The 19,604-nt window shown below is 66.3% G+C and carries 9 protein-coding genes and 1 tRNA gene; 6 read left to right on the top strand and 4 right to left on the bottom strand.

Annotated features, from left to right (window positions below; all coding sequences use genetic code 11):
- Window positions 1–362: 362 nt before the first annotated feature.
- Together B0E47_RS10725 and B0E47_RS10720 are read left to right on the top strand one after the other, a co-directional pair.
- Window positions 363–1,544 carry an efflux RND transporter periplasmic adaptor subunit gene (locus tag B0E47_RS10725; protein WP_077514220.1) on the top strand — a complete coding sequence of 394 codons (1,182 nt, stop codon included), beginning with the start codon at window positions 363–365 and terminating at the stop codon, window positions 1,542–1,544.
- 13 nt (window positions 1,545–1,557) lie between these two features.
- Window positions 1,558–4,737 carry an efflux RND transporter permease subunit gene (locus tag B0E47_RS10720; RefSeq protein WP_077514219.1) on the top strand — a complete coding sequence of 1,060 codons (3,180 nt, stop codon included), beginning with the start codon at window positions 1,558–1,560 and terminating at the stop codon, window positions 4,735–4,737.
- Window positions 4,738–4,840: 103 nt separating this feature from the next.
- Here B0E47_RS10720 and B0E47_RS10715 read toward each other — a convergent pair whose 3' ends face one another.
- Window positions 4,841–6,001, bottom strand: a complete 1,161-nt coding sequence (locus tag B0E47_RS10715; protein ID WP_077514218.1) for an acyl-CoA dehydrogenase family protein — start codon at window positions 5,999–6,001, stop codon at window positions 4,841–4,843.
- Window positions 6,002–6,154: 153 nt separating this feature from the next.
- Here B0E47_RS10715 and B0E47_RS10710 point away from each other — a divergent pair, with 153 nt between their 5' ends.
- From B0E47_RS10710 to B0E47_RS10700, 3 genes are read left to right on the top strand one after another with little or no spacing between them, the layout of a single operon-like run.
- Window positions 6,155–7,084 (top strand): metalloregulator ArsR/SmtB family transcription factor, encoded by a 930-nt coding sequence (locus tag B0E47_RS10710; protein ID WP_077514266.1) that lies wholly within the window; start codon window positions 6,155–6,157, stop codon window positions 7,082–7,084.
- A 28-nt stretch (window positions 7,085–7,112) separates the two neighbouring features.
- Window positions 7,113–8,192 carry a homocysteine S-methyltransferase family protein gene (locus B0E47_RS10705; RefSeq protein WP_077514217.1) on the top strand — a complete coding sequence of 360 codons (1,080 nt, stop codon included), beginning with the start codon at window positions 7,113–7,115 and terminating at the stop codon, window positions 8,190–8,192.
- A 1-nt stretch (window position 8,193) separates the two neighbouring features.
- On the top strand, window positions 8,194–11,016 hold the full coding sequence (locus tag B0E47_RS10700; protein WP_084775372.1) for a vitamin B12 dependent-methionine synthase activation domain-containing protein: 2,823 nt from the start codon (window positions 8,194–8,196) through the stop codon (window positions 11,014–11,016).
- 19 nt (window positions 11,017–11,035) lie between these two features.
- Here B0E47_RS10700 and B0E47_RS10695 read toward each other — a convergent pair whose 3' ends face one another.
- The gene (locus B0E47_RS10695; RefSeq protein ID WP_077514216.1) at window positions 11,036–11,377 is read right to left on the bottom strand and encodes a lipid-A-disaccharide synthase N-terminal domain-containing protein; all 342 of its coding nucleotides are present in this window, start codon (window positions 11,375–11,377) and stop codon (window positions 11,036–11,038) included.
- 140 nt (window positions 11,378–11,517) lie between these two features.
- Here B0E47_RS10695 and B0E47_RS10690 point away from each other — a divergent pair.
- Window positions 11,518–11,592 (top strand) — tRNA-Val (locus B0E47_RS10690).
- Window positions 11,593–11,883: 291 nt separating this feature from the next.
- Here B0E47_RS10690 and B0E47_RS10685 read toward each other — a convergent pair.
- Window positions 11,884–15,615, bottom strand: coding sequence for an EAL domain-containing protein (locus B0E47_RS10685; protein WP_077514215.1), 3,732 nt, complete (start codon window positions 15,613–15,615; stop codon window positions 11,884–11,886).
- A 225-nt stretch (window positions 15,616–15,840) separates the two neighbouring features.
- The gene (locus B0E47_RS10680) at window positions 15,841–19,602 is read right to left on the bottom strand and encodes a diguanylate cyclase (RefSeq protein WP_254422895.1); all 3,762 of its coding nucleotides are present in this window, start codon (window positions 19,600–19,602) and stop codon (window positions 15,841–15,843) included.
- Window positions 19,603–19,604 lie beyond the last annotated feature (2 nt).

Here is a 19,604-nt window from a genome sequence, read left to right as displayed (position 1 = left end):
ACACGGCTGACTGGCGTAAAAGGCTCATCATCCGTCGCGCGGCATCGACAAGGCCTGAACGAAGATCACGCGACCGCTTGCCAAATCGATGCGTCGCGAAATGCACGCGATGCCGATGCGAAGTTGGCCACGAGCCACCCATAATATGTATACTAGGCAGTCCAGTATGGATTTTTCATCACCCGTCCAGCGTGGCACGGCCGCAACAAGGCGACGACAGCCGCGCGGGCGATCCATATACCGAGCCAACTTGTGGCACGCGACACCCCTGACGTCGTGCGGTATTCGTTCCGTCTGCCGCACGACGTCAGGCTTCACCCCACACCCCAACAACAAGCACGTCAAGAAATCCTGGAGTTCCCATGAAGTCCTCGTTACTGAGCACGCCGCTGCTGTGCCTGAGCCTGCTGGTATTGAGCGCCTGCGGCAGGGGCAAGGAAAACGGGCCGCCGAAGATGCCGCCACCGGAAGTTGGCGTGATCACGGCGCAGCCGCAGAGTTCGCCGCTGACGCGTGATCTGGTCGGGCGCCTCTCGGCATTCCGCAGCGCCGACGTGCGCGCGCGGGTGGCCGGCGTGCTGCTCAAGCGCGACTATGACGAAGGCACCAACGTGAAGCGCGGGCAGCTGCTGTTCCAGATCGACCCCGCTCCGCTGAAGGCCGCGCTGAACGCCGCACAGGCATCGCTGGCGCAGGCCCAGGCAACCTGGACCAACAACAAGGTCACCGCACAGCGCGTGCGTGAACTGGCGCCCAAGGGGTATGTGTCGAAGTCCGACCTGGACAACGCGCTGGCGGCCGAACGCAGCAGCGCCGCCGCCGTGCAGGCTGCCCGCGCCAACGTGGAAACAGCTCGCATCAACCTGGGCTATGCCAACGTGACTTCGCCGATCGACGGCCGCGCCGGCCAGCAGCAGGTCACCGAAGGTGCCCTGGTCGGCAATGGCGAGGCCACCTTGCTGACCACCGTCGACCAGATCGATCCGCTGTACGTGAACTTCACCATGAGCGTGGATTCGCTGGAACAGATGCGCCGCGCGCAGAGCAGCGGCAACGTCACCCTGGCCGACCCGAACAAGGCCAGCGTGCAGATCACCATGCCCGACGGCAGCGTCTATGCCGAGCCCGGCGTGCTGGATTTCTCCGACACCACGGTCAACCCGGCCACCGGTTCGGTCAACCTGCGCGCCAAGGTGCCCAATCCGAAGCACGGCCTGCTGCCCGGCATGTACGTGACGCTGAAGGCCAACCTCGGCCAGCAGCACAAGGTGTTCCTGGTGCCGCAACAGGCGGTGCAGCGCGACACCGTGGGCGCGTACGTGATGACGGTCGGCGCCGACGGCAACGTCGTGCGCAAGGACGTCGCCACCGCCGACATGGTCGGCGGCAACTGGGTCATCAACGACGGCCTCGCGGCCGGCGACCAGGTGGTGGTCTCGGGCATCCAGAACGTGAAGGCGGGCGCACCGGCCAAGGCCAGCCCGTGGCATCCCGCCGCCAGCTCGTCATCGAGCCATCCGCCAGCCGCGCCGAGCGGCAAGTAACGGAGTCACGACGATGCCGAGTTTCTTCATCGACCGCCCGATCTTCGCCTGGGTGGTCGCCATCCTGATTTCCCTGGGTGGCGTGCTGGCCATCCTCAACCTGGGCGTGGAGTCGTACCCGACGATCGCCCCGCCCTCGGTGACGGTGAGCGCGACCTACCCCGGCGCCAGCGCCGACACCACCGAAAAGACCGTCACCCAGGTGATCGAGCAGCAGCTGACCGGCATCGACCACCTGCTGTATTTCAGCTCGTCGTCCAGTGCCAACGGGCGTGCCAGCATCACGCTGACTTTCGAAAGCGGCACCGATCCCGACATTGCCCAGGTGCAGGTGCAGAACAAGGTGGCGCTGGCCACGCCACGGCTGCCGTCCGAGGTGACCCAGCAGGGCGTGGTGGTGGCCAAGGCCAACTCCGGCTTCCTGATGGTGGTGGCGCTGACCTCGGACAACCCGAGCATCGATCGCGACCGCCTCAACGACATCGTCGGCTCGCAGGTGCTCGACCAGATCTCCCGCGTGCCCGGCGTCGGCAGCACCCAGCAGTTCGGCTCCGAATACGCCATGCGGATCTGGCTGAACCCGGACAAGCTGCACGGCTACAACCTGTCGGCCAGCCAGGTGCTGGCCGCAATCCAGGCGCAGAACGTGCAGTTCGCGGCGGGCTCGCTCGGCGCCGACCCGGCCCTGCCCGGCCAGGGCTTCAGCGCCACCGTGTCGACCGAGGGCCGCTTCACCTCGCCCGAACAGTTCGCCGGCATCATCCTGCGCGCGAACCCGGACGGCACCACGGTCACCCTCGGCGACGTGGCGCGCATCAGCTTCGGTCCCGGCGGCTACGGCTTCGACACCCAGTACAACGGCAAGCCGATCGGCGCGTTCGCGATCCAGCTGCTGCCCGGCGCCAACGCGCTCAACGTGGCCACCGCCGTGCGCAGCAAGATGGACGAGCTGGCGCCAAGCTTCCCGCAGGGCGTGACCTGGTTCAGCCCGTACGACAGCACCGCCTTCGTGACCATCTCGATCAACGAGGTGGTGCACACGCTGATCGAGGCGATCATCCTGGTGTTCCTGGTGATGCTGCTGTTCCTGCAGAACATCCGCGCCACCATCATCCCGACCCTGGTGATCCCGGTCGCCCTGCTCGGCACGTTCCTGGGCATGCTCATACTCGGCTTCACCATCAACCAGCTGACCCTGTTCGGCATGGTGCTGGCGATCGGCATCGTGGTCGACGACGCGATCGTGGTGATCGAGAACGTCGAGCGCATCATGACCGAGGAAGGTCTGTCGCCCAAGGACGCCACGCGCAAGGCGATGGGCCAGATCACCGGCGCGGTGGTGGCGATCACCGTGGTGCTGGCGGCGGTGTTCATCCCCTCGGCGCTGCAGCCGGGCGCCTCCGGCATCATCTACAAGCAGTTCGCGCTGACCATCGCGATGTCGATGGGCTTCTCGGCCTTCCTGGCGCTTTCGTTCACGCCGGCCCTGTGCGCCAGCTTCCTGCAGGCGGAGCACGACAAGAAGAAGAACATCCTGTTCCGCAAGTTCAACCAGCTGTTCGACTGGACCACGCACACCTACACCGGCCATATCGGCGGCGCCGTGCGTCACGCGCCACGCTGGATGCTGGCCTTCGTGCTGCTCGCGGTGCTGGGCGGCTTCCTGTACACGCGCCTGCCCGGCAGCTTCCTGCCGGAAGAGGATCAGGGCTACGCGCTGTCGGTGATCCAGTTGCCGCCGGGTGCCACCAAGCAGCGCACCTCGGCGGTGATGGCGCAGATGCGCGAGATCCTGAAGAAGGACCCGGCGGTGGAAGGCGTGCTGCAGGTCACCGGCTTCAGCTTCATCGGTTCCGGCGAGAATGCGGGCATGGCCTTCATCAAGCTCAAGGACTGGGCCAAGCGCGACGTCACCGCCGCCGAATTCATCCAGCGCGCCAACGGCGAGATGCAGCAGATCCACGATGCACGGATCTTCGTGGCCAACATCCCCACCGTGCAGGGGCTGGGCCAGTTCGGCGGCTTCGACATGTACCTGCAGGATCGTGGCGGCGCCGGTCGCGACGCACTCACCGCGGCCCGCAACATCCTGCTGGGCAAGGCCAGCCAGGATCCCGGGCTGACCGGCGTGCGGCCCAATGCGCTGGAGGATTCACCACAGCTGCACCTGGATGTGGACCGCGTGCAGGCGCAGTCGATGGGCCTGCAGGTGGGTGACATCTACAACGCGATCGGACTGATGCTGGCGCCGGTATACGTCAACGACTTCACCTACGGTGGCCGCATCAAGCGGGTGATCATGCAGGCCGACGCGCCGTATCGCATGGGCCCCGAAGCGCTGCAGCACATCTTCACCCCCAGCACCCAGACCACCGCCAGCGGCACACCGGAGATGATTCCGCTGTCCACCGTGGTGCGCAGCCAGTGGGATGTGTCCTCGCCATCGCTGACCCGTTACAACGGCTACTCCGCCGTCGAAATCGTGGGCTCGCCGGCACCCGGACACGCCTCGGGCGAGGCGATGAACAAGATGGAGCAGATCGTCCACAACAACCTGCCCAAGGGTTTCGGCTTCGACTGGACTGGCCAGTCCTACCAGGAAATCCTGTCCGGCAATGCCGCCACCTTGCTGATGATCCTGTCGATCGTGATCGTGTTCCTGGCCCTGGCCGCTCTGTACGAAAGCTGGTCGATCCCGGTCTCGGTGATGCTGGTGGTGCCGCTGGGCCTGCTCGGCACGGTGGTGTTCACCCTGCTGCGCGGCCTGCCAGACGACATCTACTTCAAGATCGGCCTGATCACGGTGATCGGCCTGGCCGCGAAGAACGCGATCCTGATCGTGGAGTTCGCGGTGGCCGAACAGAAAGCCGGCCGCTCGCTGCGTGAGGCCACCATCGATGCGGCCCGCCTGCGCCTGCGCCCGATCCTGATGACCTCGCTGGCCTTCATCCTCGGCGTGTTCCCGCTGTTCATCTCCAGCGGCGCCGGCGCCAACGCGCGCCACGCGATCGGCACCGGCGTGATCGGCGGCATGCTGTTCGCCACCTTCCTCGGCGTGCTGCTGATCCCGGTGTTCTACGTCGTGGTGCGGCGATTGCTGGGCGACAAGCTGGATGGCGATACCGCCACACCAGCCACACCGAGTGGTCACGGCATGCAGTCGTTCGACTCGGATCCGCGGCGCGGAAGTTGAAATAATGTAGGAGCCCGCTCGCGGGCGATGCTGTTGCTCTGAATTTTCCTATCCAACATCAAAGCAACAGCATCGCCCGCGAGCGGGCTCCTACATGACACCGTCAGCGCAACCCGGTCTCGGCGCGCGCAATCACCAGCCGCTGGATCTCGCTGGTGCCTTCGTAGATCTCGGTGATCTTGGCGTCGCGGAAATAGCGCTCCAGCGGCATCTCCTTGGAATAACCCATGCCGCCGTGGATCTGCACCGCCTGGTGGCTGATCCACATCGCCGCCTCCGACGCGGTGAGCTTGGCCACCGCCGCCTCGGTGCCAAAGCGACCGCCATGCTTTTCCGCCTCACCCTTGGCCCAGGCCGCGCGCAAGGTCAGCAGGGTCGCCGCATCCAGCTTGCATTTCATGTCGGCGATCTTGGACTGGGTCATCTGGAACGTGCCGATCGGATGGCCGAACGCCTTGCGGTCACGCGACCACTGCAGCGTAGCTTCGTAAGCGGCGCGGGCGATGCCCACCGCCTGCGAGGCAATGCCGATGCGGCCGGCGTCGAGCACGCCCATCGCGATCGAGAAGCCCTTGCCCTCTTCGCCCAGCAGGTTTTCCTTCGGCAGCACGTAATCGGTGAATTCGATCTCGCAGGTCGCCGACGCACGGATGCCCAGCTTCGGCTCGGTCTTGCCGGCGTGGAAGCCCGGCAGTTGCGTGTCGACGATGAAGGCCGAGACGCCTTTCGCACCGATGCCCGGCGTGGAGATTGCGAACAGCACGATGTAGCGTGCCACCGGCCCGGAGGTGATCCAGCTTTTCTTGCCGTTGATCACCCAGTCGCCGCCGTCGTTCCTGGTGGCGCGGGTGTGCATCGCCGAGGCGTCGGAGCCGGACTGTGGCTCGGTCAGCGCGTAGGCACCGATCGCCTCGCCGGTGGCGATCGCGCGTACGTATTTCTGCTTCTGTTCCTCGTTGCCGTGCTTGAGGATGCCGTTGCAGAACAGCGAATTGTTCACCGACATGATGGTCGAGGTGGCCGCATCGGCCGCCGCAATCTCCATGACTGCCAGCGCATAGGCGATCGAATCCATGCCGGCACCGCCGTAAGCCTCAGGCACCTCGACGCCCATCAGGCCGAGTTGGCCCATCTCGCGGATGTTCTCCAGCGGAAACTCGCCCTTCGCATCGAGTTCGGCTGCCACCGGCACGATGCGCTTTTGCGCAAAGTCGCGGGCAATCGACTGGATCGACAACTGGTCTTCGGTAAAGCGGAAATCCATGGGAGTTCCTGCATGGGGAAAGCCGGCCATTTTAGCCGCGAAGCCGGGTCGACTGCGCATGGGTGCCGTGCCGACAACCGCCATCGCACCGCTTGACGACTTGGCAAACGACGCCTAGCCTGTACATCTTTATATCGCGATACAAGGATAATGATGGACCTGGCGACCGCCTCCAGCGTGCTCCGGTTGCTGGCCGACCCGACCCGGGTGCGGCTGCTGGCGCTGCTTGAAGGCGAGGAGTTGACCGTGGCCGAGCTCGCGGCCGTGTTGCATCTGGCGCAGCCGCGCGTGTCGACCCACCTGGCCAAGCTGAAGGAGGCCGGCCTGGTGCGCGACCGCCGTGCCGGCGTCTCTGCCTACTACCGCGCCAACAACGAAGGCGACCAGGCGCAACACGACCTGCTCGACTCGCTGCGCACCAGCATCGACGACGCGCTGCTGCGCGAGGATGCCGCGCGCCTGCCTGGCGTACTCGCCCATCGTGCCCGCGAGGAAGGCTGGGCCGACACCGTGGCCGGTGACATGGAACGCCACTACTCGCCTGGCCGAACCTGGGAGACGCTGGCGCGCTCGCTGCTGCAACTGCTGGAAACCGGCGACGTGCTGGATATCGCCTCCGGCGACGGCATCACCGCGGAGCTGCTGGCGCCGCATGCGCATTCCATCGTCTGCGTGGACTCCAGCGAGCGCGTGGTCGAGGCTGCCACCAGGCGCCTGAAGGCGTTTTCCAACGTGCGGGTCGTCCAGGGCGACATGCACGCGCTTGAGCTGGGCAAGCAACAATTCGACCTGGTGCTGATGCTGCACGCGCTGACCTACGCCGAACATCCCGCGCAGACGGTGGCCGAGGCGGCGCGCGTACTGCGCCCCGGTGGTCGCCTGCTGGCGGTAACCCTGGGGCAGCACGACCACCGCGCTGCGGTCGAACCGTTCGACCATCGCAACCTGGGTTTCAGCAGCGCCCAACTCGATGGTCACGCGCGTGCCGCCGGCCTCGAGGTATTGAGCTGCAACCGCCTCAGCCGCGAACGCAAGGCACCGCATTTCGAAGTGATCAGCCTGCTGGCGCGCAAGCCCGCCTGAATTTGAGTTTTTGTGAAAGGAAGTTGCAATGAGCACCCTGCCCTGGCTCCACCCCGACCGCGTCGCCCTGCTCGAACAGGCGCTGCGCCAACGCATCCTTATCCTCGACGGCGGCATGGGCACCATGCTGCAGGCGCATGAGCTGGATGAAGGCGGCTTCCGCGGCGAACGCTTCGAACATGGCCACGACGGCCACGCGCATGCCCACGATCACCCTGGCTGCGACCTGCGCGGCAACAACGACTTGCTCACGCTGACCCAGCCGCAGATCATTCGCGGCGTGCACGATGCCTATCTGGAAGCCGGCGCCGACCTGGTCGAGACCAACACCTTCAACTCGACCCGGATCAGCCAGGCCGACTACAAGCTTCAGCATCTGGCACAGGAGTTGAACCGCGAAGGCGCGAAACTCGCCCGTGCCGCCTGCGATGCGATGACCGCGAAAACACCGGAAAAGCCGCGCTTCGTGATCGGCGTGCTCGGCCCGACCAGCCGCACCGCCTCGCTGTCGCCGGACGTCAACGACCCGGGTTTCCGCAATGTCACGTTCGAGGAACTGGCGGAGAACTACACCGAATCCGCCAACGGCCTGATCGACGGCGGCGCCGACGTGATCATGGTCGAGACGATCTTCGACACCTTGAATGCGAAGGCTGCGCTGTTCGCGTTGAGCGAGCTGTTCCACCAGCGTGGTGCGCGGATGCCGGTGATGATCTCCGGCACCATCACCGACCGCTCCGGCCGCACCCTGTCGGGGCAGACCGCCGAGGCGTTCTATTATTCGGTGCGCCATGCGCGACCGCTGTCAGTGGGCTTCAACTGCGCGCTTGGCGCGGACGATCTGCGTCCGCACATCCAGACCCTGGCGAACCTCGCCGAGGTGTACGTCAGCACCCATCCGAACGCCGGCCTGCCAAATGCGTTCGGCGAATACGACGAGACGCCCGAGCACATGGCCGACGTGATCGGCGGCTTCGCCCGCGACGGCCTGCTGAACCTGGTCGGCGGCTGTTGCGGTACCACGCCCGCGCATATCAAGGCGATCGCCGAGGCGGTACGCGACTTTGCCCCGCGCGTCCTGCCATCCGCACAAGCGGAGGCTGCATAACATGGCCCGCCACACCCGCCTGTCCGGCCTCGAACCGTTGGTCATCACGCCCGACCTGCTGTTCATCAACGTGGGCGAGCGCACCAACGTCACCGGCTCGGCGCAGTTCAAGAAACTGATCAAGGAAGACCGTTATGACGAGGCGGTCGAAGTGGCCCGTCAGCAGGTCGCCAATGGCGCGCAGGTCATCGACATCAACATGGACGAGGGCCTGATCGATTCCGAGGCGGCGATGACCCGCTTCGTCAACCTGATCTCGTCCGAGCCGGACATCGCCCGCGTACCGTTCATGATCGACTCGTCGAAATGGACGGTGATCGAGGCGGGCCTGCGCTGCCTGCAGGGCAAGGGCATCGTCAACTCGATCTCGATGAAGGAAGGCGAGGCGGCCTTCCTCGAACAGGCTCGCAAGGTGCAGCAGTACGGCGCCGCGGCGGTGGTGATGGCGTTCGACGAGCAGGGCCAGGCCGACACCTGCGAACGCAAGGTGTCGATCTGCGCGCGTGCCTACGAGCTGCTGACGACGCAACTCGACTTCCGGCCCGAAGACATCATCTTCGACCCGAACATCTTCGCCATTGCCACGGGCATCGAGGAACACAACAACTACGCGGTGGACTTCATCAACGCCGCACGCGAGCTGAAAAAGCGCTTCCCCGACTGCCACATCTCCGGCGGCGTCTCCAACGTGTCGTTCTCGTTCCGCGGCAACAACACCGTGCGCGAGGCGATCCACTCGGTGTTCCTGTACCACGCGATCAAGGCCGGCATGGACATGGGCATCGTCAACGCCGGCGCGCTGGCGATCATGGACGATATCGATCCGCCGCTGCGCGAACGCGTCGAGGACGTGGTGCTGAATCGCCGCGAAGACGCCACCGAACGCCTGCTGGAGATCGCCGACAACTACAAGGGCAAGCGCGGCGCCGCCGAGGTCGAGACCCTGGCCTGGCGCGAGAAGGACGTGCGCGCGCGTCTCAGCCACGCGCTGGTGCACGGCATCGACCAGTACGTGGTCGAGGACACCGAGGAAGCGCGACAGATGTCCACGCGTCCGCTCGACGTGATCGAAGGCCCGCTGATGGACGGCATGAACGTGGTCGGCGACCTGTTCGGCGCCGGCAAGATGTTCCTGCCACAGGTGGTGAAGTCCGCCCGCGTGATGAAGAAGGCGGTGGCCTACCTGCTGCCCTACATCGAGGCGGAGAAACTGCGCACCGGCGACACCGGCAAGAACAACGGCAAGATCGTGATGGCCACGGTCAAGGGCGACGTGCACGACATCGGCAAGAACATCGTCGCCGTGGTGCTCCGCTGCAACAACTTCGAGGTGATCGATCTGGGCGTGATGGTGCCGGCGCAGAAGATCCTGGAAACCGCGATCGCCGAGAAGGCCGACATGATCGGCCTGTCCGGCCTGATCACCCCGTCGCTGGAGGAAATGGGCCAGGTCGCGAAGGAAATGCAGCGGCAGGATTTCCACATCCCGCTGCTGATCGGTGGCGCGACCACCTCGCGGGCGCACACCGCGCTGAAGATCGAGCCGCACTACAAGGCCGGCACCGTTTGGGTGAAGGACGCCTCGCGCGCCGTCGGCGTGGCGCAGTCGCTGGTCAGCAAGGATCTGGTCAAGGACTTCCTCGAAAAAATCCGCCTCGAATACGCCGACGTGCGCGAACGCCACCGCAACCGCGGCCCCGGCAAGAAACTGGTGTCGCTGGAAAAGGCGCGCGAGCAGCGCTTCCGCTGCGACTGGGCCAACTACGAACCGCCGCAGCCGAACCGGCCCGGCGTCACCGTGTTCGCCGACTACGACCTGGCCGTGATTCGCCAGTACATCGACTGGACGCCGTTCTTCCAGGCGTGGGAACTGGCCGGCCACTACCCCGCCATCCTCACCGACGAAGTGGTCGGCCCGCAGGCCAGCGAACTGTTCCGCGACGCCCAGGCGATGATGGACAAGATCATTGCCGAGAAGTGGCTCACCGCCCGCGCCGTGATCGGCCTGTGGCCAGCTGCCAATGTCGGCGACGATGTCGAGGTGTATTCCCTTCTCCCTCCGGGAGAAGGTGCCCAAAGGGCGGATGAGGGTACGGGCGGAGCGCAGCACTTCGCTCCGCCCGTACCCTCACCCACCCCTTCGGGGCACCCTCTCACCCACAAGGGGACTCCCTCTGGGTCGCCGAAGGGAGAGGGGAAACTGCTGGCCACGCTGTGCAGCCTGCGCCAGCAGGCCGACAAGCCGCCCGAGCGCCCGAACCTGTGCCTCGCCGATTTCATCACGCCGAAGGAGTTCAACAAGCCCGACTGGATCGGCGGCTTCGCCGTCACCGCCGGTCTCGGCATCGAGGAACATCTGGCCCGCTTCCAGGCCGACTATGACGACTACTCCTCGATCATCCTCAAGGCCCTGGCCGACCGCCTCGCCGAAGCGTTCGCTGAACACATGCACGAACGCATGCGCAAGGAATTCTGGGGCTTCGTGCCGGACGAATCACTCGACAACGACGCGCTGATCGCCGAGAAGTACCGTGGTATCCGACCGGCCCCCGGCTATCCGGCCTGCCCCGAGCACACCGAGAAGGCCACGCTGTTCAAGCTGCTCGATGTCACGAAGAACACCGGGATCGAACTCACCGAAGGCTTCTCGATGTACCCCGCCGCCGCCGTCTCCGGCTGGTATTACTCGCACCCGGACAGCCAGTACTTCGTCGTCGGCCGACTCGGCAAGGACCAGGTCGAGGACTACGCGAAGCGCAAGGGCTGGACGCTGGCCGAGGCCGAGCGTTGGCTCTCTTCCAACCTGGACTACGAGCCGCAATGACCACGCACACCATGCGCCATCAAGTGGTGGCGTCGCCGGTGATGCTGTTTTTCTGGTGGCGCAGGTGCACGATCAGGTTGTAGACCGACACGAAGACCGGGAAGAAATTGGAGAGGATGCCGACCGAGTCGTTCTTGCCGAACACGAAGTAGGCCAGCAACAGGAAGCTGCCGAAAACCGACAGCCACCAGAAGGACAACGGCATCACCACGCGCTTGTATTTGCGCGTGTAGTACAGCTGCACGAACCAGCGGCTGGTGAACATCAAGGTGCCGGCAAAGCCCACCATCTTCCACGGCGTCAACTCGAACTGTTGCAGCGCGTGGAGGATATGGGCGATCTGGCTGCTGAGGAAATCCATGGTGGCATGTCTGGGCTGGGGTAAACGGCAAGTCTAGCAAGCGTGCCGCACCCCGCGGATCGAGCCGACCCTGATACCCGGGGTCAGCAGGCATTGACCCGCCGTGCATCTCCCCACTAAAATCGCCCGCTCACCACGGCGGGCGGTTAGCTCAGCGGTAGAGCACTGCCTTCACACGGCAGGTGTCACAAGTTCGATCCTTGTACCGCCCACCAATCGATACTGAAACCGGCCCCCGCGGCCGGTTTCGTCGTTCGGATGCCATGAAAAGCGCAGCGTGCGTGTAGCAACGGGCACTTCACACGGCCGCTGTCACACAACGATCCTTGTACCGCCCACCAATCGATACTGAAACCGGCCCCCGCGGCCGGTTTCGTCGTTCGGACGCCATGAAAAGCGCAGCGTGCGTGTAGCAACGGGCACTTCACACGGCAGGTGTCACGAGTTCGATCCTTGTACCGCCCACCACTGGATTCAACGACAAAGGGCATCATTCTCGCGAACGATCAGGCCCGCTCCTCGCCCAGCACGTGCTCGGTCAGCAGCGCCAGAAACGCATGGCGTTCCTGGCGATAGAGCGGATCGGACGGACCGGCCATGGCTGCAGCGTGCATCGTCTCGTGCATGGCAGCGCATGCGGGGGCGCGTTCTTCGCGATGCAGGTATTCGCCCGGGCCGCAATTCGGCTGCGCATGCCTGGCCCAGAACACCGAATCCGCCGGCAAGGCAATGAATTGCTCTTCCCAGCGCAACTCGCCGGCAAGGGCGCCCAACGCGGTCTTCGGCACGGCTCGTGAGCCATGATATTGATGGTTCGCCAGCCAGTCGGGCAATGCCTCGACCGGCATCGGGCGCGCCAGCGCGTAGCCCTGGCCGAAGTCGGCGCCCAGGATCGTGGCCGCCTCGATCAGGCCGGGCGACTCCAGCCCCTCGACCACCACCTCGAGTCGCAGATCGTGCCCGATCCGGATCAGCTGACGGATGAAGCGCAAGGTGCCCAGCGGATCCTGCCGTACCTGGGTGACGATCTCGTGGTCGATCTTTATGCGGTCGAACGGCCATTGGCGCAGACGGATCAGCGAACTGTAACCGGCACCCAGGTCGTCCTCGACCAGTCGCACGCCAAGCGCCTTGAGTGACTGCATGCCGGGCTCTTCCAGCAGGGCAGCGTGCTCGGTGCCGATCGGCGATTCCAGTATCTCGAACAGCAGGGCCTGCGGCGGACAACCGCTGTTCGCGATCACCGCCGCGGCAACCTCCGCGTAGCGCGGATCCTCCAGCGCCGCCGCCGGCGCATTCACCGACATGTCCAGCGTGTGCCCCGCCTGTCGCAGCGATTCGCGGCAGGCGGCGGCCAGCGTCAGGCCCTGGCGGAACAACACGATCAGATCATCGGCGCTCAACGCCGGCAGGAACCGGGCCGGCGCCAGCAACTCCCCGTTTTCGTCACGCAGGCGCGCCAAGGCCTCCAGCTCGGTGATCCGGCCATCGGCGAGCCGGATCAGCGGCTGGTAGTGCATCTGCAACGCCGCGGTGGCGATCATCGCGCGCCAGCGTTCGCGCACGAAGAACGGCAGCAGTTCGGCGCCCTGTCGCGGCGGCGCCAATCGCGCCAGGGCCAGGTCGAGCACGGTCTTGATCTGTTCCACGAACGCCTGCTGATCCTCGCTGTGAAACCCGCCTGCATACGGGCTGTAAAGCGTCAGCACGACGGCCGGTTTGGACAGTGACGGGCACAACGGAATGGCGATGTTGGAGACCACACCCAGGCGCAACGCGATATCGCGCCAATGCGTCATCGTGGGGTCGCTGCCATAGTGCGCACAGCGCTGAATCGTCGCCGTGCGCCACGCGCGTCCACTCGGCCCCTCGCCCTCCGGGTAGCCCGCATCGACCCGGATCGGCGAGGCTTTGCCGGCGCCCAGCGCGCGCAGGTATTCGGCAAAGGCCACCCCGGCCACGGCCTCGTAGGCCAGCTCGCCCGATGCGTCGGGGCGCCCCACGGCGCAGGCACTGATCTCCTGATGCGACACCAGGATATCGACCGCACCTTGAATCAGCTCCAGATAGCCTTCGGCCGACCACGCCAACGCGTTGAGCCGGGCCAGCAGCGCCACCCGAAGACGCTGGAGTTGGCGCATGCTTTCCAGTTGCCATTGCCGTTCCGCGCTCAGCCGTTGCAGCACCACCGCCAGCGCGCGGCGATCACCGTGACCCAGCCCGACCAGCATCGCGGCCAGATTGTCGCGCAACTGCTCGACTGCCTCCAGCAGCCACACCTCTTCGAGCCCGCAGGCGGCGTGGAACAGGCCGTTCCGGATTGCCCTTTCGCGATGACTCGCCAGATCGAGATCCGCCCTCAGCAGATGCTGCAGGTGCCGCAGCATGTGACCCTTCAACGCACCGAACTCCACCGACGGCAACACACCCAGCAGGCTGCCGATACCCTCGTGCCCGAGCAGGGCGGCGCAATAGCTCTGCACGATCGCCGGCAGCTTCGGCACCCACGCCTGACGACATGCGTCCAGCAAGAGCGCAGCCGCCTCGCCATAGGGCGCCACGCCGGCGTCGAAGTCGGCCGTTGCCTCGACCTCGCCATCGGATCGCGCCACCGCCCACCAGCGCGCACGGCCCAGCTTGCGCGACTTCACCTGGTACATGGCCTGATCGGCCCGACGCAACAATTGCTCGCCGCTGGCGTGCGCGTCGCTGGAATACAGCGCAATGCCGAGGCTGGCGCCGACCGAGAGCACGATGCCGTCGATCGTCATCGGTTGCATCAGCGAAGCGCCGATCCGCTCCAGCAAATCGTCGAGATCCGACTCGCGTTCGAGATCCATTATCACCAGCACGAATTCGTCGCCGCCCAGCCGTGCGACGTAGTCGCCTTCACGCAGCATCTGCCGCAAGCGATCCGCCACCTCGACCAGGATGCGATCGCCCACCGCGTGGCCATGGCTGTCGTTGATCGGTTTCAGGTCGTCCAGGTCGAGCAGGCCCACGGCAAACCGTTGCCCGCGACGCCGCGCATGCGCCAGCACCTTGTCCAGATGACGATCCAGCGCGCGACGATTGGGAAGGTCGGTGAGGTCGTCGTGCGAGGCCAGCCAGGTCTGCCGCTCCTGTTCCTGCAACAAGGCATGGCGCTGCACGTGCTGTCGCAAAGCTAGGCCGGCGGCATCGGCGATCTCGTCCAGCAAGCGACACATCTCGTCGTCGAAGGCATCCGCTTCGACGGTCACCACGCCGAACACCCCGACCGGGACCCGCGGCACCTCGGCTACACCTGCCGGTGCATCAAACAGCGGCCAGCAACCCACCGCACCGGCATGCTCCAGCGACTCGCTGCGCCACATGCTGCCGGGCGCAGCGGTGTCGCTCGGGTGACGCCGGATCACCGGCGCCCCCTGCATGAAGGCTTCCGTCGGCGCCGGAATCACCGGCCCTTCGTGGTACCGCGGAGGCGATGGCAAGCCGAGCATCACGTCGGCGATCGGGCCGATCAGGGCGACCCGGCGCAGCATGCCGTCCGCGCCATCCGCCGCGAACACGTCGACCGCGGCGGCACCCGCGATATCGACCAACGCCCGCGCCAGGGTCTGGAATACCGCCTCCGGATCGGGCTGCTCGAGCAGGGCCCGCTGGATCGTGCGCTGGGCCTTGCGGTATCGACTCATCCGGAGACTGCGCCCGAGCAGGATCTGGTGATCCCAGAACCGGCTCAATTCGTCGACCAGACGCTGCGCCCAGTCGAGCAACTCCTCGCCCAGCGCCGGGCCGCCGTCGCGGGAATAGGTCGCCAGCACCAGCTGGCCGTTATCGCGCGTCCGCGATGCCGCCACGATGCAGGCGCCGAAGCCATGGCGGCCCGCGGCTTCCCGCCAGGACGCGAATTCCGGGGCAGCCACCGGCATCGCCCGGGCACGCCCCTCGCGCAGCACGATACCCACCGGCCCGCGGCCGCCCGGCTCGCGTTCGTCGTTACTCAATCGCAACGTCGATGCGTAGGCTTCGGCAGAACCTGCCGCGGCCAGCACATCCACCCCGGCAAGGCCAGGCGCACGCCGCCCGATCCATACCAGCGGCAGATCCATCGTGCTCGCGAGAATGCGGCTTACCTCAAGCAGGGTCTGCCGACGGTCGTCACCAGGTGCCGTCCGCAGCAAGCTCAAGGTTTCCGCCACGCTTCGATAGAAACGTTCGCGCAGCTCACCCGGCATCTGCTGTCGATTCGACATCGCCTTCCCCAGCCGCCCCTCGCAAACCGTGGAGTTTTCCGGCATCCCCGCAGCCGCCCTGCTGGTCGCCCCGATCCCGTTGCCTGTCCGCGTCGATCGCCGCCGCTGGCCGGACGACCAGCCTCCCCCGAATCCGCTCCGTGATCAAGCAAAAGCTCGGCGGAATCCGGTGCGGTCCATCGTCACCGGCGGCCTCGAAGGCTCGATCCCCCACCGATACGTGTTTCAGGCGATATCGGTTCCCTGATGCCCGTGGCGATGCTCCTCCGAAAGCGCGCGCTCGACCAGCAGGGAGAGGAACCGGTCACGCCGCAGGCCATAGTCCGGATCGAACGGTCCGTTCGCCGCTGCCTTCAGCATCGCGTCGTGACTGGTACGCAGGGCCGTGGAGACATCGTCCACGCCGCGCAGGTACTCCGCCGCGCTGCCACCGGCTTTTACATGGCGCTCGCGGGAATGGGGTTCGTCGAACAGTTCGACGAAGCGTTCCTCCCAACGCAGCGCGCCCGCCAGGGCGCCAAGCGCGCTGAGCGGGAACGTGCTGCGTACGACCGACTTGAAGCCGGCCAGCCAATCCGGCAGCGCCTCCGGCGGCATCGGGTGGGCCAGCGCAAAACCCTGGCCGAAATCCGCACCCAGGATTGACGCCGCCTCGATCATGCCCGGCGATTCCAGGCCTTCGACGACGACCTCCAGGCCCAGCGCATGGCTGGCGCGGACAAGCTGGCGGATCAGGCGCAGGACACCCAACGGGTCGTGCCTGACCTGGGCGATGATCGCCTGGTCGATCTTGATGCGATCGAACGGCGACTGGCACAGGCGGGCCACCAGACTGCGACCGAGCGCCACGTCGTCCTCGAACGAATGGATATCCAACGACTTGAGCGACTGCACGCCGGTTTCCGCCAGCAAACCCCAGCAGCCGACTCCTCCGGTCGAGTCGAGCGCTTCAAAGCGCAGCGATCCGACCGGACAGCCGCTGGCCTGCAAAATGGTCTCCACCGTCCGCGCATAACGGGCGTCGCGCAGCGCGGCCACCGGCACGTTGACCGACATGCCCAGCGCCAGACCGGTCCGCGACAGCGACTGCCGGCACGCCACCGCCTGGATGATGCCATCGCGAAACAATCGCATCAGGCCGCTGGCGCCGAGCGCCGGCAGGAAGTTGCCGGGTAGCTGCAGGCTGCCCAGGTCATCGCGCAATCGCGCCAGTGCCTCGAACCCGGCAACCTCGCGGTCGGCCAGCCTGACCATCGGCTGATAGTGCATCCGCAGCGCGCCGTCGGCGAGAACGGCGCGCCAACGCTCGCGCACGAACGCCGGCAGCAGTGCGGCGAGCTGGCGCCGCGGCGCCAGGCGTATCAGGGCAAGCTCCAGCACCGCCTTGATCTGGTCGACGAACGAGCGCTGGTCCTCGCTCTGGAATCCGCCTGCAAACGGGCTGTACAGGGCGAGTATCGCCACCGGCGTGCGCGGCGGCAGGCACAGCGCGATCGCGACATGCGAAACGACGCCATGACGCATGGCGGCATCACGCCACGGGGCCATCGTCGGGTCGCTGCCGTAGTGGGCGCATCGCTCGATGCCCGCCGAATGCCAGGCGCGAAGAATCGGCTCGTCGTCCTGTGGCGCGGCCCGGTCGAGCTGGACCGGCGGTGCCGCGCCACGATTGGTGATGCGCAGGTATTCGGCGGGAACCGCACCGGCCACCAGTTCCTGGATCATTTCGCCCGAGGGGTCCGGGCGGCCGGCGGCACAGACGATGACTTCCTCATGCGCAGCCAGCGCCGTCACCACGCCTTCAAGCAATTGCAGATAGTGGTCCGCCGACCAGGCCATGGCCTGGATCCTGGCGAGGATCGCGCCGCGGCGACGTTGCAGGTCGCGCATGCTCTCCAGTTGCCATTGCAGTTCCATGCCCAGTCGCTGCAGCACGATCGCCAGCGCCTGTCGATTCGCCCGCGCGCCCTGGCCCAGGGTGCTGGCGAGGACCTCGCGCAGCAGCTCGATCGCCTCCGGCAACCACGCCGGCTCCAGCCCGCAAGCCGATACGCAGACGCCGGACTTGACCGCAGCGGCGCGCTGGGCCTCCAGATCGAGATCGGGGTAGAGCAAGGTGTGCAACTGATGCGACAGGCGCGCCCTGAAGGTATCCAGCGCGTACGGCGGAAAGTGGGCGAGCAGCCCGGCGATACCGGGGTGCAGTCGCAGCGCGCCGTAAAAGCGCTCCACCACGGCGGGCAATTGCGCCTGCCACGCCTCGACGCACGGTCGCAGCAGCGCCGCGGCGTGTTCGCCGTGCGGCGTGGCCACGGCGGCATCCTCCTCAGGCACGACCCCCGCGTCGCCCCCGTTCTGCGCCAGTCCCCACCAGCGGGAACGCTGTTGCTTGTGTGCCTTGACCTGGTACATCGCCTGATCGGCAAGTCGCAGCAGTTGCTCGCCGCTGGCCTGGGCATGCGTCGGATACAACGCCACACCGAGGCTGACCGTGATGTCGATGCTGGACTCGCCGAGCACGATCGGCTGCTGCAACGATTGCCGCAACCTGTCCAGCAGCACGGCGAGATCGTCCTCGCTGGCCAGATCCTCGAACACCAGCACGAATTCGTCGCCGCCCAGGCGCGCCACCGAATCCTCGGAGCGCAGCGAAGCATGCAGGCGTCGCGCCACTTCGATCAGCACGCGATCGCCGGCCGCGTGCCCATGCTGATCGTTGATCGGCTTGAGGTCGTCCAGATCGAGCATGCCCACGGCGACCATGCGCTGATGCCGCGCGGCCCGGGCCAGCGCACGCTCAAGGTGATAATCCAGCGCACGGCGGTTGGGGAGATCCGTCAGCGCATCGTGCAAGGCCAGATAGGTCTGGCGCTCCTGTTCCTGGAACAAGGCCTGGCGATTGCCGTGCTGACGCAGCGCCAGGCCGACGGTGTCGGCGATCTCGTCGAGCAGACGGCGCATGTCGGCATCGAACGCATCGATCTCCGCGGTGGCCAGCAGCAGCACCGCCGCGGCCCGGCGCTCGACTTCCGGTTCACCCGTCGACGCCGAAAAGATCGGCCAGCATCCGATCGCGGCCATCTCCGCCAGCGGTGCGCTGCGCCAGGCCGGTGACACATCGGGATGCATCGAGGGTCGCAAACGCACGATCGGTGCGCCTTCCATGTAAGCCAGCGTGGGGGTGAGGATCGAAGGGCCGTCGGCGTGCGTCGGTGGTTCGGGCATGCCTTCGATGGCATCGGCAATCGAACCCACTACCACCGCCCGCCGCAAGGTTTCGCCGGTGGGAACGTAGACCACCACGGCCGCCGCCGCCGCGACGTCCACCAGGATCGTGGCCAGGGTCAGATAGATGGTGGCGGGTTCGGGATGATCGAGCAGCGCACGCTGGATCGTACGGTGGGCATCCCGGTAATGGCTCAGGCGCAGGTTGCGTTCAAGCTGCGCCTGGTCGTCCCAGAACCGGGCCATTTCGTCGGCCAGCCGCTGGGCCCAGTCGAGCAACTCGTCGGTGAGCGCCGGACCGCCTTCGTGCGAATAGGCCGCCAGCGCCAGTTGCCCGCCGTCGGCGGTCCCGGACGCCGCCACGATGATCGAATCGAGCCCGTGACTCCGGGCCGCCTGGCGCAGGGACGCATATTCGGGGTCGTCAACCGAGGCCAGCCGCGGGCGGCCCTCGCGCAAGGCCAGGCTCACCGGGCCGCGCCCACCCGGTTCACGCGGATCGTCGCTGATCCGCAGCGACAATCCGTAGGCCGCCGCGGGGCCGGCCGCAACGATATCGAGCATGGACTGGCCAAGCTCGCGTCGCCCGATCCACACCAGCGGAAGATCCATGGTGCTGACCAGGGTCGAAGCAACTTCAAGCAAGGCCTGCTTCCGGTCGTAGCCGGCGGACGGGTGCAGCAGGGTCAGCGTCTCCGCCACGCTCTGGTAGAAGCGTTCGCGAAGTTCGCCATGCCGCCGGTCATGCCCCTCCATCCCCATGT

This window comes from Rhodanobacter sp. B05 (assembly GCF_002001085.1).
In the GTDB taxonomy this organism is placed as follows: Bacteria; Pseudomonadota; Gammaproteobacteria; order Xanthomonadales; family Rhodanobacteraceae; genus Rhodanobacter.
Note: the sequence above shows the minus strand (reverse complement) of the source record. Positions and strands in the feature narration are given on the sequence as shown.

Coding starts and splice junctions, on each gene's coding strand:
- B0E47_RS10725 (WP_077514220.1), top strand. CDS start 363: ATGAAGTCCTCGTTACTGAGCACGCCGCTGCTGTGCCTGAGCCTGCTG.
- B0E47_RS10720 (WP_077514219.1), top strand. CDS start 1,558: ATGCCGAGTTTCTTCATCGACCGCCCGATCTTCGCCTGGGTGGTCGCC.
- B0E47_RS10715 (WP_077514218.1), bottom strand. CDS start 6,001: ATGGATTTCCGCTTTACCGAAGACCAGTTGTCGATCCAGTCGATTGCC.
- B0E47_RS10710 (WP_077514266.1), top strand. CDS start 6,155: ATGGACCTGGCGACCGCCTCCAGCGTGCTCCGGTTGCTGGCCGACCCG.
- B0E47_RS10705 (WP_077514217.1), top strand. CDS start 7,113: ATGAGCACCCTGCCCTGGCTCCACCCCGACCGCGTCGCCCTGCTCGAA.
- B0E47_RS10700 (WP_084775372.1), top strand. CDS start 8,194: ATGGCCCGCCACACCCGCCTGTCCGGCCTCGAACCGTTGGTCATCACG.
- B0E47_RS10695 (WP_077514216.1), bottom strand. CDS start 11,377: ATGGATTTCCTCAGCAGCCAGATCGCCCATATCCTCCACGCGCTGCAA.
- B0E47_RS10685 (WP_077514215.1), bottom strand. CDS start 15,615: ATGTCGAATCGACAGCAGATGCCGGGTGAGCTGCGCGAACGTTTCTAT.
- B0E47_RS10680 (WP_254422895.1), bottom strand. CDS start 19,602: ATGGGGATGGAGGGGCATGACCGGCGGCATGGCGAACTTCGCGAACGC.